The organism is Thalassospira lucentensis, from assembly GCF_001613805.1.
Taxonomy (GTDB): domain Bacteria; phylum Pseudomonadota; class Alphaproteobacteria; order Rhodospirillales; family Thalassospiraceae; genus Thalassospira; species Thalassospira lucentensis_A.
In genome coordinates, this window is the sequence record NZ_LPVY01000003.1 from 203,148 (window position 1) to 217,751 (window position 14,604).

At 52.8% G+C, this 14,604-nt stretch carries 13 protein-coding genes; 8 read left to right on the forward strand and 5 right to left on the reverse strand.

The window, feature by feature from the left end; genetic code table 11:
* Nucleotides 1–14: 14 nt before the first annotated feature.
* The 4 genes from AUP42_RS03260 (at nucleotide 15) to AUP42_RS03275 (ending at nucleotide 4,047) form a co-directional block, all read left to right on the forward strand.
* Nucleotides 15–1,154 (forward strand): succinylglutamate desuccinylase/aspartoacylase family protein, encoded by a 1,140-nt coding sequence (locus AUP42_RS03260; RefSeq protein ID WP_062948864.1) that lies wholly within the window; start codon nucleotides 15–17, stop codon nucleotides 1,152–1,154.
* 88 nt (nucleotides 1,155–1,242) lie between these two features.
* Nucleotides 1,243–2,076 carry a deoxyribose-phosphate aldolase gene (deoC, locus tag AUP42_RS03265; protein ID WP_062948866.1) on the forward strand — a complete coding sequence of 278 codons (834 nt, stop codon included), beginning with the start codon at nucleotides 1,243–1,245 and terminating at the stop codon, nucleotides 2,074–2,076.
* A 57-nt stretch (nucleotides 2,077–2,133) separates the two neighbouring features.
* Nucleotides 2,134–3,357: a phosphopentomutase gene (locus AUP42_RS03270; RefSeq protein WP_062948868.1), complete on the forward strand. Its 1,224-nt coding sequence runs from the start codon at nucleotides 2,134–2,136 to the stop codon at nucleotides 3,355–3,357.
* 3 nt (nucleotides 3,358–3,360) lie between these two features.
* Nucleotides 3,361–4,047, forward strand: a complete 687-nt coding sequence (locus AUP42_RS03275) for a DsbA family oxidoreductase (RefSeq protein ID WP_062948870.1) — start codon at nucleotides 3,361–3,363, stop codon at nucleotides 4,045–4,047.
* A gap of 56 nt (nucleotides 4,048–4,103) precedes the next feature.
* Here AUP42_RS03275 and mfd read toward each other — a convergent pair whose 3' ends face one another.
* Nucleotides 4,104–7,601 (reverse strand): transcription-repair coupling factor, encoded by a 3,498-nt coding sequence (gene mfd / locus AUP42_RS03280; protein ID WP_062948872.1) that lies wholly within the window; start codon nucleotides 7,599–7,601, stop codon nucleotides 4,104–4,106.
* Between the two features lie 4 nt (nucleotides 7,602–7,605).
* Nucleotides 7,606–7,881, reverse strand: coding sequence for a succinate dehydrogenase assembly factor 2 (locus AUP42_RS03285; RefSeq protein WP_062948874.1), 276 nt, complete (start codon nucleotides 7,879–7,881; stop codon nucleotides 7,606–7,608).
* A 233-nt stretch (nucleotides 7,882–8,114) separates the two neighbouring features.
* Here AUP42_RS03285 and recG point away from each other — a divergent pair, with 233 nt between their 5' ends.
* The gene (gene recG, locus AUP42_RS03290) at nucleotides 8,115–10,202 is read left to right on the forward strand and encodes an ATP-dependent DNA helicase RecG (protein ID WP_062948876.1); all 2,088 of its coding nucleotides are present in this window, start codon (nucleotides 8,115–8,117) and stop codon (nucleotides 10,200–10,202) included.
* Nucleotides 10,203–10,260: 58 nt separating this feature from the next.
* Here the strand turns inward: recG and AUP42_RS03295 are convergent, their stop codons facing one another.
* Entirely contained in the window at nucleotides 10,261–11,109 is an 849-nt protein-coding gene (locus AUP42_RS03295) for a DUF502 domain-containing protein (protein ID WP_062948878.1), read from the reverse strand.
* A 202-nt stretch (nucleotides 11,110–11,311) separates the two neighbouring features.
* Here AUP42_RS03295 and AUP42_RS03300 point away from each other — a divergent pair, with 202 nt between their 5' ends.
* Both AUP42_RS03300 and AUP42_RS03305 read left to right on the forward strand, forming a co-directional pair.
* Nucleotides 11,312–11,578, forward strand: coding sequence for a hypothetical protein (locus AUP42_RS03300; RefSeq protein ID WP_062948880.1), 267 nt, complete (start codon nucleotides 11,312–11,314; stop codon nucleotides 11,576–11,578).
* Entirely contained in the window at nucleotides 11,568–12,011 is a 444-nt protein-coding gene (locus AUP42_RS03305) for an NUDIX hydrolase (RefSeq protein ID WP_062948882.1), read from the forward strand. Before AUP42_RS03300 ends, AUP42_RS03305 begins: the two co-directional genes overlap by 11 nt.
* A gap of 96 nt (nucleotides 12,012–12,107) precedes the next feature.
* On the opposite strand, the gene rpoH is transcribed toward AUP42_RS03305, so the two are convergent.
* The gene (gene rpoH / locus AUP42_RS03310; protein ID WP_037992565.1) at nucleotides 12,108–12,977 is read right to left on the reverse strand and encodes an RNA polymerase sigma factor RpoH; all 870 of its coding nucleotides are present in this window, start codon (nucleotides 12,975–12,977) and stop codon (nucleotides 12,108–12,110) included.
* A 625-nt stretch (nucleotides 12,978–13,602) separates the two neighbouring features.
* Between rpoH and AUP42_RS03315 the strand changes: the two genes are divergently transcribed.
* Nucleotides 13,603–14,112, forward strand: coding sequence for a YchJ family protein (locus tag AUP42_RS03315; RefSeq protein WP_231858140.1), 510 nt, complete (start codon nucleotides 13,603–13,605; stop codon nucleotides 14,110–14,112).
* Here the strand turns inward: AUP42_RS03315 and AUP42_RS03320 are convergent.
* Complete coding sequence (locus AUP42_RS03320) at nucleotides 14,109–14,528, reverse strand: NUDIX domain-containing protein (RefSeq protein ID WP_231858141.1); 420 nt, start codon at nucleotides 14,526–14,528, stop codon at nucleotides 14,109–14,111. The two genes, AUP42_RS03315 and AUP42_RS03320, sit on opposite strands and share 4 nt — an antisense overlap.
* Nucleotides 14,529–14,604: the final 76 nt, after the last annotated feature.

Genomic DNA, 14,604 nt, shown 5'->3' on the forward strand with positions numbered 1-14,604 from the left:
CCCACAGGAATATCATGCAACAGGAACGCATTGAACTGCTTCGCCCGCAAATGGGTACTGCCCGCGCGCTTACCGTCCGTCGCTACGGCACCCCCGGCAAAGGACCGAAAGCTTATCTTCAGGCAGCACTACATGCCGATGAACTGCCCGGAGTTATCGCCCTGCACCATTTGGAAATTCTTCTGAAAACGGCCGAAGAAAACAACCAGATCAAGGGGGAAATCGTTGTTGTACCATTCGCCAACCCGATCGGTTTCACCCAATATGTTGACATGAAGCCGCTTGGTCGCTTTGAAATGCGCACCGGCCAGAACTTCAACCGGCACTATCCTGACCTGTGCAAGGAACTTATTGCTGCAGTTGATGGGAAACTTGGTCAGGATCCCGATGCCAACGTCGAATGTGTGCGTGCCGCACTTCGCCGACTGATCAAAGAGCATCGCGTTAATGCCGGGCCCTTGACCGACCTTGAGGATTTGCGTCTGACGCTGGCGGAACTCGCAATTGATGCAGACTATGTTCTTGACCTGCATTGCGACTGGGAAGCTGCAATGCACCTTTACACGAGCGATTCCAACTGGCCGGACGCAGCAGACCTTTCTGCCCAAATCGGTGCGGAAGCATGTCTGATTGCCGAAGAAAGCGGTGCGAACCCGTTCGACGAAGCTTTCAGCCGCCCGTGGGTCGAACTGCGTCGTGTCTACGGTGACAAGTTCCCTATCCCGATGGCAACGCTCTCAACAACCATTGAATTGCGCGGCGAACAGGATGTTTATGATCACCTTGCCAGTCAGGATGCCAAGAACCTGTTTGCCTTTCTGCAACGTCGCGGTGTTATCGGGGGCGATCCCGGTCCCCTGCCCGAGGCAAAATGCACAGCAACGCCACTTGCCGGCGTTGATCGCGTAACGGCAACCCATGGCGGGATGATCGTTTTTTCCGTTGATGCCGGCGTGCATGTCAAGGCAGGTCAGGAACTGGGTTATGTTCTTGATTGCGAAACCGGTGACAAAACACCGTTTTCCAGCCGCACGGATGGTTTCATGTATGCCCGCGTTGGTGGGCGCCTTGTGGTGCCGGGTGGTTTGCTGTGCTCGGTGGCCGGGGCAGATGTTCTGCCAGGGCGTGAAGGACTTCTGCTGACCGCCCGTTGACCTTCTTTAGAGGACGCGATAGCAAGAGTTCGGTATAATTCATGCCGATCTCAACACTTCGCGTCCTGCGCGTTTTAAGGATACCGACATGTTCGACCCGAATTCTGTTTCAGAAGTCATTACAGCTGCCAAAGCTGCCGCAAAAAGCGATGCGGATACCGCGCGTCTGGCCATTTCTGTTCTTGATCTGACCAGTCTGAATGACGATGACACGGTCGAAAAGATCGAAGCACTGTGTGATCGCGCACAAAGCCCAGCAGGCAATACTGCCGCTGTTTGCGTTTACGCCCCTTTCGTCGAAACCGCATGGCGGGCACTGGGACAAAGCGGCGTTAAAACCGCAACCGTAGTCAATTTCCCGGCTGGTGGTACCAATGCGCAGCGTGTCGGCGACGAAACCGCTGACGCAGTTGCCAAGGGTGCGGACGAGGTTGATCTGGTTCTGCCTTACAAAGCTTTTCTTGCCGGGGACATTCAGACCGTCATTGATGTGATTGAGGCAACCCGCATGGCTTGCGGCCCGATGACGACGATGAAGGTTATCCTTGAAAGTGGCGAGTTTGACGATCTTTCAAAGGTTTATGACGCAGCCCGCCTTGCGATCAAGCATGGTGCGAATTTCGTCAAAACATCGACCGGGAAGGTGCCGGTTGGCGCAACGCCCGAGGCCGCGGTGGCAATGATCACAGCCATCCGCGACGCCCGCGAGGAAGATGGCCTTGCCTGCGGTTTCAAGGCATCTGGCGGTGTCAAAACAACCGATGACGCAGCACTCTTTCTTGCCATTGCGGACGAGATCATGGGTGAAGGCTGGGCAGAGCCTGCAACGTTCCGCTTCGGTGCTAGCGGCGTCTTGACAGCCTTGTTGGAAACTTGCGGTATTGATCAGGCATCGGTACCCAGAACGACTGGCAACTACTGAGAATAATGACTATCTGCCAATCAGCACGAATGGCAGATACAGCTGAAGGAAGACGGAATGGCGCGCGCCATCATCATTGTTGCAGACAGTTTCGGTATCGGTGCAGCCCCGGATGCGGCCAAGTTTGGTGATCAGGGATCGGACACCTTGGGCCATATTGCAGAAAACTGCGCCAAGGGGCTGGCAGACAATGATATTCGTAAAGGTACCCTGAACATACCAAACATGACGGCACTGGGCCTTGGCGAAGCTGCCAGGGATGCAACCGGGCGTGTTCCGCCGGGGCTTGAGCATGGGGGTGCGATCATCGGGGCCTATGGCCACGCCAAAGAACTGTCCCGCGGCAAGGATACGCCAAGCGGACATTGGGAAATAGCCGGTGTTCCTGTTGATTTTGACTGGGGCTATTTTCCACTTGAAGTCCCGACCTTCCCCAAGGAGCTAACCGATGCCCTGATCGAACAGGCAAAACTGCCCGGCATTCTGGGCAATTGTCATGCGTCTGGCACGACGATCATTGCCGAGCTTGGTGAGAAACACATCAAAACCGGCATGCCGATTTGCTATACCTCGGCCGATAGCGTGTTTCAGATTGCCGCCCACGAAGAGCATTTCGGCCTGGATCGATTGTACGAGGTTTGCGAGATCACCTTTAAACTGGTTGCGCCTTACAATATTGGCCGTGTTATCGCCCGCCCGTTTGTGGGTAGCAGCCCTGCTGATTTCAAACGAACGGCAAACCGCCGCGACATTGCCATTCCGCCGCATAAACCAACCCTGCTGGATAAATTTAGCAAGGCTGGCGGGACGGTCATATCGGTGGGTAAAATTGCAGATATCTATGCGCAGCGCGGCATTTCAAAAAAGGTCAAGGCATCGGGCAATATGGCCCTTTTTGACGCCATGATGACCGAAATTGATCTGGCCCCTGATAACAGCATCGTTTTCACCAATCTGGTCGATTTTGATATGGAATTCGGCCATCGTCGTGATGTACCTGGCTATGCCAACGCACTTGAAGAATTCGATGCCCGTATTCCCGAACTGCGTGCGGCGCTGAAACCCGGTGATCTGGTCATCGTTACTGCCGATCACGGCTGTGACCCGACATGGCGCGGCAATGACCACACACGTGAGTTCGTGCCGATTATGGCGTTTGGTCCGGCCATTCAACCCGGTCCGATTGGCATGCGCGACAGTTTCGCTGATATCGGGCAAACCATTGCAGACCATCTTGGTATTGCGCCACTTGCGGCGGGTACTTCTTTCCTGAATGGATAAAACATGAATTGGCAACTTGGACATAGCGAAGCATCGATGGCGGCGATCCGGATTGAGGCGATCATCGATACGGTATGTCCCTGGTGCTATATCGGCAAAAAGCGGCTGGAAAAGGCGCTCGCGCGCGAGCAATTGGACCACATGCCGATTACCTGGCGTCCATTCCTGTTAAACCCCGATATGCCAAATGGTGGTATTGACCGGAAATTGTATCTTTCAGCCAAATTCGGTGGCACAGAAAGTGCAACCCGTGTCTACAAGGCGATCGAAGCTGCAGGGGCAGCCGTTGGGATCGACTTCAATTTTGATGCCATTCGCCTGACACCGGACTCAACAGATTCCCATCGTCTGATCTATAAGGTTTGTGCCGAACGTCCCGCCGTCGGCAACGATCTTGTTGAAGACCTGTTCACCGCTTACTTCCTTGATGGACGCGATATTGGTGATCATGACGTTCTGTGCGAAATTGCCGTCTCCCATGGCGAGGACAGAAACGAAATCCTTGATTATCTTGGTGGTGATATGGATCGTGAATTCGTATCGCAGGAAAACCGTGTCGCCCATCAAATGGGGGTAACCGGTGTGCCCTGTTTCCTGTTTAATAGCCGCCATGCTCTGTCCGGGGCACAGGAACCCGATATCCTGCAACGTATGATCCGTCTGGCGCGCCAGGAAGAAACCCCCGTCTGACATACGCCTCATTCGGAAAGAAAAAGGCAGGTACCGTTTCCGGACCTGCCTTTTATTTATGCCTTTGCCGCAATATCGGCCAAACGACGCATCAGACGCTTCAAACCCTCCAGACGATCTGTCGGACCATCCCAACCAGCGGCATAGACGATCTTGTGATCCGGACGCAAACGTGCCACGCCAACCTGTTGCTGGATAAAACCAACCAGACCGACCGGATTCGGGAATTCATTATTCCGAAGCGTGATCAACGCACCTTTGGGACCGGCATCGAGTTTTTCAACATTGGATGTCCGGCACCACTGTTTGATCGTGACCACATCCAGAAGATTTTCAACTTCCTTCGGCAATTTGCCGAACCGATCAATCATCTCGGCGGCGAACTGATCGACTTCCTCGCGTGAACGTAATTCCGAGATACGACGATACAGACCAAGTCGCACACCAAGATCAGGCACATAGCGATCCGGTATCAGAACCGGCATTCCGACATTGATCTGCGGGACGAAGGATGTCGCATCATCGGCTTCGATCTCTCCCTTGGCCTCTGCCACGGCTTCTTCGATCATTTGCTGATAAAGTTCGATCCCGACTTCCTTGATATGGCCCGATTGTTCCTCGCCAAGCAGGTTCCCTGCCCCACGAATGTCAAGGTCATGGCTGGCAAGATTGAAACCGGCGCCAAGACTGTCAAGCGTCTGCATGACCTCAAGTCGCTTCAGCGCCGTTGCGGTGAGTTTCTTGCCATTCGGCAACGTCAGATAGGCATATGCACGCTGTTTTGATCGACCGATACGCCCGCGCAACTGATAAAGCTGTGCCAGCCCGAACATGTCAGCACGATGGATGATCATGGTATTGGCGTTCGGAACATCGATGCCGGACTCAATGATGTTGGTCGCAAGCAACAAATCAAATTTGCGATCGGTGAAATCGGTCATCACCTGTTCGAGGTCGCGCGCGCCCATCTGACCATGTGCGACGTCAAACTTGATTTCAGGCACAAGCGTTTCAAGTTCTTTGGCAATCCGTCCAAGTTCATTGACCCGCGGACACACATAGAAGATTTGTCCCCCACGGTGACGTTCACGCAGGATCGCTTCGCGCACGACTACCGGGTCATAAGGCGTGATATAGGTCCGAACAGCCAGGCGATCGACCGGCGGTGTTGCAATAATCGAAAGTTCTTTAACTCCGGTCAGCGCAAGCTGCAATGTGCGCGGGATCGGCGTCGCCGTTAGCGTCAGAACGTGAACATCGGTTTTAAGCTCTTTCAGGCGTTCCTTGTGCTTTACGCCGAAATGCTGCTCTTCATCGATAGTCAGAAGCCCAAGGTCCTTGAACTTTACACCGTTACCCAAAAGCGCGTGCGTACCGCATACGATATCTACATGTCCGCTTTCAAGGTTGTCCTTGACCAGTTTGGCGTTCTTGCCGGTTACCAGACGCGATAGTTGTTCAACCCGGACCGGAAGCCCGTCAAAGCGCTGCCTGAAGGTCAGGTAATGCTGCCGGCACAACAACGTTGTCGGGGCGACAATCGCAACCTGCTTGCCGGACATCACTGCGGCAAAGGCAGCACGCAATGCAACCTCTGTCTTACCAAAACCGACATCACCACACACAAGACGATCCATAGGTTTGCCCGCCGCGAGATCGTCCAGCGTATCACGAATGGCACGCGCCTGATCCTCGGTCTCTGCAAACGGGAAACTTGCGCAGAACTCGTCATAACTACCTTCGGGGGCGGTCAAGGCCGCCCCTTTGCGCAGGTGGCGTTCGGCGGCAACCTTGATCAGCTTACCAGCCATATCACGGATACGTTCGCGCAGCTTGGCTTTGCGGGCTTGCCATGCAACACCGCCAAGCTTGTCAAGAATCGACAATCCCTCGTCGGAGCCATATCGCGACAGAACTTCAATATTCTCGACCGGAACAAAAAGCTTGTCCCCGCCGTCATATTCCAGTTCCAGACAATCGTGTGGCGCACCACCTGCGGTAACGGTCCGAAGACCAAGATAGCGACCGATCCCGTGATCAAGATGAACGACGAGGTCACCCTCTGAAATCTCGGATGCTTCCCGCAGGAAGTTTTCGGCCTTGCGACGGCGTCCGCCCGGGCGGCTCATGCGGTCGCCCAGAATATCCTGTTCCGATAGGATCCAAAGGCCTTCGCGGCGGAAACCATGCTCTAGGTCAAGAATAACAATGGCGAGCTGTTCCGGTGTCAGATCATCGGTGATGTCTTCCCAACATTCCGCGGTTACAACCTTGGCAACACCATGTTCGCGCAAGACGGAAACCATACGGTCACGTGATCCGTCAGAATAAGCCGCAATAACAACCTGCTGATTTTTCCCACGCTGGACAGAAATGAAATCGCGTAGCTCGTCATAAAGGTTAGTATCGGCGCGTGCCCGCACATCACCAAAATCACGTCCCGGTCGTGCGCCCATATCAAAAACGGCACGCTCAGGACTCTCTTCCTCGTAATAGGGGGAAAGCTCAAGAACCGTGCGATCATTCAGCATCCGGTCAAATTCGGCCTGATCCAGATAAAGCCGTTCGGGTGGAACAGGTTTGTAAACATTGTCCCCCGAAAGCCCACCGCCCTTTATGTTCAGGCGCGCCTGATAATAATCGTCAATCATCTCAAGGCGGTTTTCGATAACCTCGCCATATTGATGATCAAAACTGACCATTACATCCGGCAGATAGGCAAAAACAGTGTCCATACCGTCGTGGAATAGCGGCAGCCAATGTTCCATGCCACCATATTTCAAGCCGTTACTGATCGACTCATAAAGTGGATCAGCTTGCGATACGACACCAAAAAGTTCGCGATATCCACTGCGGAACCGGGAAATGCTGTCCTGATCGAGGAACACTTCGCCAACGGGCAAAAGGGCGATTTCATTGATCCGTCCGACGGTACGCTGCGTTTCAACGTCAAATCGGCGAATACTTTCGATCTCGTCCCCAAAGAAATCAAGCCGCACGGGCTCTTTCATGCCGGGTGCAAAGATATCAACAATATCACCGCGAACCGCGTAATCACCTGGCTCCATAACCTGTTCGGCACGGTTATAGCCCATCCGGTCGAAATATCCGGTCAGATCGGCGCGCGAATGTTCCTGTCCTGACTTAAAGGTCAGTTTGCCATCCCGCATGACGTCGACCCGCGGAACCCGCTGCATGATCGCGGCCGCTGTTGCCAGAACAATACGTCCCTGCCCACTGGCCGGTTTGATATCCTCGGCCAGTGTCGTCAATGTTTCAACACGGCGTGCCGTTACTTCGGCAATCGGCGAAACCCGGTCGTAGGGCAAGCAATCCCATGCAGGCAGGGTTAAGACCTCGACCTCGCCCGCAAAGAAAGCAAGTGCCTCCGCAAGCTGGGCCATGCGCTTATCATCGCGCACGACATGCAGGATTGTTGAGTTGTTTACCGATGCATCCAGCAATTCACGCAGCAGCAAAGCGTCGGCACCCTCTGGCACGCCACACAGCCGTTTGCGACCTTTAGTCGAAATAATTTCTTTTAATTTGCTCAATGTTTTAACGTGCGTTGCTCAGTTCCTGAATCATGTGCAGCACATCGGTATCGTATTCTTCCGGTGCCGGTTCTTTACCCGTTGCCCATTTAAAGAAATCGGCATCGGGAACGTCATTCATCAGTGTTTCAAAACGTTCGAGTTGCGCCTCTGACAGGGTCGCGAGGTGTGCATCCATAAACCGGCCGATCAGGATATCGTTCTCCTTGGTGCCGCGATGGCCGCCGCGAAACAGCAACTTCTTGCGTCGTACTTCAAGTTCTTTGCTGTCGATACTCACGTTCGATCTCCTGTCTTTTCTGGTCCCATGCCTTGGCACAAAACCAAAGGCACAGATTGTCTTTTGTGGCATGGTTTGTACGGTAAATTCACCGATTGGTCCATGCTGTCATCCATCCAATTTGCATTGGCTCGTGACTTGTCGGTTGTCGCACGATAATTTTGTTGTATACCCAGCACGTAAACCGATTTGTTCTATTAACGTTCTCATCTGAAAACTCAACGAAAACTGTCATGCGTCCGGAAATTTTATTCCCGCTTTTTGCTGAAATCGACAGCCTGCCCGGTATTGGTCCGCGCCTGAAGCCTTTGCTCGCGCGGTTGATTGGTGGTGAGCATGTTGTCGATTTGCTCTGGCATCTGCCATCCGGGCTGATTGACCGGCGTTTTTCACCGCCGCTAACAGAAACAATTGACGGGTCGATTGTTACGCTTGATGTCTGGGTCGAACGCCATGACGCTCCGCCGAACCGCCGCCGTCCATATCGGGTAATTTGCAAAACCCAGAGTGGCCCGGTGGTTTTGGCATTTTTCAATGCGCGCGCCAAATACCTGAATGAAGTTTTACCAACAGGTGAAAAACGAATTGTATCGGGCAAAATTGATCACTATCGGGGCGAATATCAGATCACCCATCCTGACCGGATCGGGACCGAGGCCGAGCGCGAGGAAATTCAGACGGTCGAGCCTGTTTATCCGATGTCTGCCGGTGTTACAGGTAAAACACTAACCAAATCGACCCGGGCAGCCCTGACAATGGTGCCAGAACTGCCGGAATGGCATGATCCCGCTTTACAGGCACGCCACAAATGGCCGAACCTGAAATCCGCCCTGCATCAGGTTCATAATCCTGAAAATGAGAGTGATCTGTCACCTGACCACCCTGCCCGCAAGCGACTTGCCTATGATGAGTTGCTGGCAAATCAGCTTGCCCTTGCGCTTATCCGGGCCAAAATGCGTAAACTGGGCGGAATATCGACAAAGGGTGATCGCCGTTTGCGCAAGGCGCTTGAAGCAGAACTGCCCTTTGCCATGACGGGTGCGCAGCAACGCGCCCTGAAAGACATTTACGAGGATATGAGCAGCAACGGTCGCATGTTGCGCCTGCTTCAGGGGGATGTTGGTTCGGGGAAAACGGTTGTCGCGCTGATGGCCATGCTGAACGCAATCGAAACCGGTCGTCAGGCCGCATTAATGGCGCCGACAGAAATACTTGCCCGCCAGCATTTTGAAACCATTGCCCCCCTCCTGGAAAAGATCGGCGTGACCTGCGCCATCCTGACAGGGCGCGATAAAGGCAAAAGTCGCAAGATAGCACTTGAGGGCTTTGCCAATGGAACTTTTCAGGTTGCTGTTGGTACGCATGCGCTGTTCCAGGAAGACGTGCAGTTCCACGACCTGGCCTTTGCCGTTGTCGATGAACAGCATCGATTTGGCGTACATCAACGCCTTATGCTGGCTGGCAAAGGACAGGCAGTCGATGTCCTGGTCATGACCGCAACACCGATCCCCCGAACTCTGACCCTGACAGCGTTCGGGGATATGGAAGTATCGCGGCTGGACGAAAAACCGCCGGGACGAAAGCCGGTTGATACTCGTGTTCTACCTGCGGACAAGGTTGACGATGTCATATCAGGCATCGGTCGCGCCATGCGCACCGGGACCAAAATCTACTGGGTTTGCCCCTTGGTCGAGGATTCCGAATTCCTCGATTTGCAGGCTGCAGAAGAACGGTATCGCATTCTGGTCGACCTGTTTGGCGAAAGCCGTGTCGGACTTGTCCACGGAAAAATGAAAGCCAAGGACAAGGATGCCGTGATGGAGCGCTTCGCCCACGGTGATCTGTCTATTCTTGTCGCGACAACGGTGATTGAAGTTGGGGTGAACGTGCCCGACGCAACAATCATGGTCATCGAACACGCCGAACGGTTTGGTCTGGCACAACTTCATCAGTTGCGTGGGCGGATCGGGCGCGGAGACGCGGCATCAACCTGCCTGCTGCTGTATGGTTCACCTTTAGGCGAGATTTCCAAAGCCCGTCTCAAGATCATGCGCGAGACAGAAGACGGCTTCATCATTGCCGAGGAAGATCTTCGCTTGCGTGGTGCGGGCGAAGTTCTGGGCACCCGGCAAAGCGGATTGCAGGCCTATCGCCTTGCCAGTCTGGAAATGCACGGTGATCTTCTGGCAATCGCCCGCGACGACGCCCGCCTGATTGTCGAACTTGATCCTGACCTGCAAAAGCCACGCGGAGAAGCATTACGGTTGTTGTTGTATCTTTTCGAACGCGACGAAGCCGTTCGCTATTTCCGATCAGGATAAAAACAAAGGGCGCTTGCAAATTGCAGCGCCCTTCTCATTCTATAGATTTCAGGCCGCTTCAAGCGTCTTCTCGGCTCTTGTCATCTGCATTTTCGTTTCCCGGTTCCGGGTGCTTGGAAACCAGAACCGGTGTATTTTCTTTTTCGCGCAGAACATCAAGGTCTTCGTATGTTTTGGCTGATACGACCGGTTTGGCTTGTGCCTCTGCCGAGCGGCGATCCGGTGGCGTTACAATCCCGCCGGACATAACCATTTTAATCGCTTCCTCGACCGTCATATCCAAGATTACGATATCCCTGCGCGGCACGAACAAAAGGAATCCTGATGTCGGGTTCGGTGTCGTCGGAAGAAAGATATTAATCACAGTATCTTCCGTCAGGTTTTGCACTTCACCTTTGGTTTGGCCTGTAATGAAGCCGATTGCCCACATGCCACGACGTGGGTATTCAAGCAAAACCGCCTGTCTGAATGCATTGGACTGATTGGCAAGAACCGTTTCAAGGATCTGCTTGACCGCGCCATAAATGCTACGCACGGCAGGAATACGAGCCAGAATACGCTCATAAAGCTTGATCAGGGCACGACCGGCAAAGTTGGTGGTGAACCAGCCGACGACCGTGATGAAAATCAAGATCACCAAAAGGCCAAATCCCGGGATACCATATTCCTGATAGCCTTCGGGCAGGTAATAGACCGGGTTATAATGTCCCGGGATCAGCGGCATGACCTTGCTGTCAACGAATTCGATAAACCACCATGCCAGTCCGAATGTAATGACAAGCGGAGCGCTAACGAGAACACCGGTCAGAAAATAGGCACGCACACGGGCGAAAAGCCCCGGGCTTGGCAGTGCATGACCGGAACTTTCATTGTCCGTTTCATGCTGGTCGTCACGATTGGCAGTCATTGATCACCTGTGAAGATGGGTCGCATTACATGGCACTGCCTGTAATACATGTTTGCATTCACCATTTGTCAGTAGGAATATGGCAATGCTGCGACTATTGATCAGGGGAAACTCCCCTTTCCTGAAGTGATAGCAGCATTCAAGTTTGCGGCGCAACCAAACAAACCGGGTGACACCAAACCGCCATCGTATAGGAGTTGTTTTGCAGGTCTGGATTGTTGAATACATATATGATGACAATGGCTCTGTTGGCATACGAACCGCCAAAGTTACGGCTCCTGATTATGAGACTGCCCGGCATTTTGCTTTGGGGGATGCACCAAGCGTCGATTTTGTCATGTCGCTACGTCCGGAGTCCGATGATCAGTTTCTCGGGCGACCAGCTATCCGGGCCCGTGAAATGACAGGCCAGGTCGTCCATGATGTTGTCGATCCTGATGAAGACATCGAAGAAGACGATGACATCTGATATCGACAAACGCGACTATCTGACACGGCCCATCATTGGCATTGGCGCTGTTGTATGGCACGGCGATAATGTTCTTTTGATCCAGCGCGGCAAGGCGCCAAACAAAGGCAGTTGGAGCCTTCCGGGCGGTGCGCAGGAACTTGGGGAAACATTGCGTGAAGCGGTTCATCGCGAAGTTTTTGAGGAAACTGGAATCACGATTTCCGAACCGATCCTGATTGATACCGTCGATCTGATAACACCCGATAAAAACGGTCGGGTGCAATATCACTACACCCTGATCGACTTTGTCGCAGAAGCATTGGAAGCAGATTTAAAAGCCGGTGGTGACGCCGCGAATGCCCGGTGGGTATCACCGACAGAACTTGGTAATTATCAGCTTTGGGATAAAACCCGTGATATGATCAATCGCTCTCGCGCTTTGCGCCGATGACCCGACCATGATCCCATCGTGAAGCAAATCACATTACCATAAAGAAAAAGGCGACATCCTGTGATGCCGCCTTCTCTGTTTGCGTTCGGAGTCTGGTTATGCCGCAGCATGCTGCGTCAGAACGGATTCCTGAATTTTCTTGAAAGCGCGTGCTTCAAGCTGACGCACACGTTCACGACTTACACCGAACCTTTCGCCGAGCTTTTCAAGCGTGATCGGATCGTCGCTCAGGAAACGGGCTTCGATAATTTCACGCTCGCGCTCAGGCAATTCACCCATTGCACTTTTCAGCATGTCGTTATGCAGAACACGTTCCTCGGCGTCGGCCACAATGCTTTCCGGGCTGGGTGCATCGGATGACAGGGTATCAAGATACTCCATGCCTTCGTCTTTGGGCATCGGCGTATTCAGCGAGAAATCACGCGCTGCAAGGCGACGATTCATTTCCAACGCTTCCTTGCCGGTTACACCAAGCTTTTCTGCAACCGCATCGGCCTGCTCGGGTGACAGTTCACCATTATCATAAATGTTGAGCTGCTTTTTGGCTTTTCGCAGGCTGAAAAACAGCTTTTTCTGTGCGGCCATCGTGCCGAGTTTCACCATAGACCAGCTGTGAAGGATATATTCGGTCACAGCCGCTTTGATCCACCACATTGCATAGGTCGAAAGACGGAAACCGCGTTCCGGGTCAAACTTCTGAACGGCACGCATCAGGCCGGTATTGCCCTCTGCAACCAGATCAGCCATCGGCAAGCCATAGCCGCGATAACCAAAGGCAATTTTCGCAACAAGACGCAGGTGACTTGTGACCAGCTTGTGAGCTGCATCGGTGTCATCATGCTCGTGATAGCGGCGTGCAAGCATATATTCTTCGTCTACGCTGAGCATCGGGAACTTCCAGACCTGCCTCAGGTAACCAGAGAATCCGTCATCCTGCGGTACTGCAGGTAATTTAATCGTGCTCATATCATGTCCTCCAGAGAGGTTTACGCATCACGCCTGACAATTCTTCCTACGAATTCAAACAGACTCTAGATGACGCGCAAACACTGTCAGTTGTGAACTTAATCACTCGGACGACCGGCAGTCATTTTGGGAAATGGTTCCGTCCGGTCGCAATTTCATCCCATAGGCCCTATGGGAGAGGACAGCAGACGCAAAGATAACTCATATTCATCGTGTCTCTTCCTTCCTCGAAGCAAATCGACAATTTACATGTCCGCCATTAGGCCGGAACACTATCCGGCGGTGCCATTGGGCCCCCACCCGCAAAAGTTAATATATCTAAACCCGAGTAAATTCGTCAAGATAAACCTGACCGGATTTCAGCTATATTTAACTTTCAATATCAGCATTTTACATAATTTACCCGATAAATCCAGTCGGATATTATCAATGCTGACAAACTCACGCTAGGATCGATATGCGGCAAAAAAAAGGCACGCTGTATTGTTTTTCACAGAGTTTTTGCGCTTTAGATAAAGTCTCGCTTATTCGCGTGCCCCGCGCGAAACCTGTTGCCATTCCCCCAGCATCAACCCTAAGACCATTTTGACCGGCAACAGCATACATGACCAAAGGACAGCTATAGATGAACATGGCGAAAGCAGACGCAATATCCCCCTGTCCATGTGGTGCCCCCAAAATCTTTGGCAAATGCTGCGGTGAACTACTGTCTGGAAAGCGCAAAGCCTCAACGGCAGAGCAATTGATGCGGTCTCGGTATAGTGCTTTTGTCACTAGCGATGCCGATTACCTGCTGGCGACCCTTGCTCCGGAAAAGGCATCCGGATTTGATCCTGAGCAGATAAAGGCAGATCACAATGAATGGCTAGGCCTAGAAATTATTGCCACTCACAAAGGTGGCATCCTCGATCAGCACGGGATGGTCGAATTTATTGCCCGATTTCGTGACAACGGGCGGGATCACGCGCTACATGAAATATCCCGGTTCGAACGGCGTAATGGTCACTGGTTGTATATCGATGGTGAATTTCCCGAAACATCGCCCGGCAATATCACGGCCAGCCCAACAAATACCGGTCGAAATGATCCCTGCCCGTGTGGCTCTGGGAAGAAATACAAAAAATGCTGCGGCTAGGATGACGCTTGTTCGCCCATAACACCGATCTCAAGGGCCCAGCGATGAAACGGACGGATTAGTTGTTGATAGGCTTCGTCATAGGTCAACCAGATTAATTCATGATCTGGTTCAACCGGAGGCCCCAAACGTTCGGTAAATTTGCACAGGAAAAACACACCGCGTTTTAGTCGAAATCGACCCTTGGCAAAGTTATTGACGTATTGTGACGCAATACCAAGGCGATTATGGATATCGATCTTGTAACCGGATTCTTCATAGGCTTCGCGATGCAATGCATCGCGTTCACTTTCTCCGCGCTCCACCCCACCACCAATAAGCACCAGCCCCTTTGGGGTACGCGCAACGGCAACTTCGCCCGCATCGTTCAGGATGACGGCATAGACACAGTCTTGCACGATATAATTTCTACCCATGTCAGGGTTGCCAAAGATCGGTCCAACCAAATTGATGTTCCTGGATTGCGGCCTTGCAAATATGTTCAAATGAACA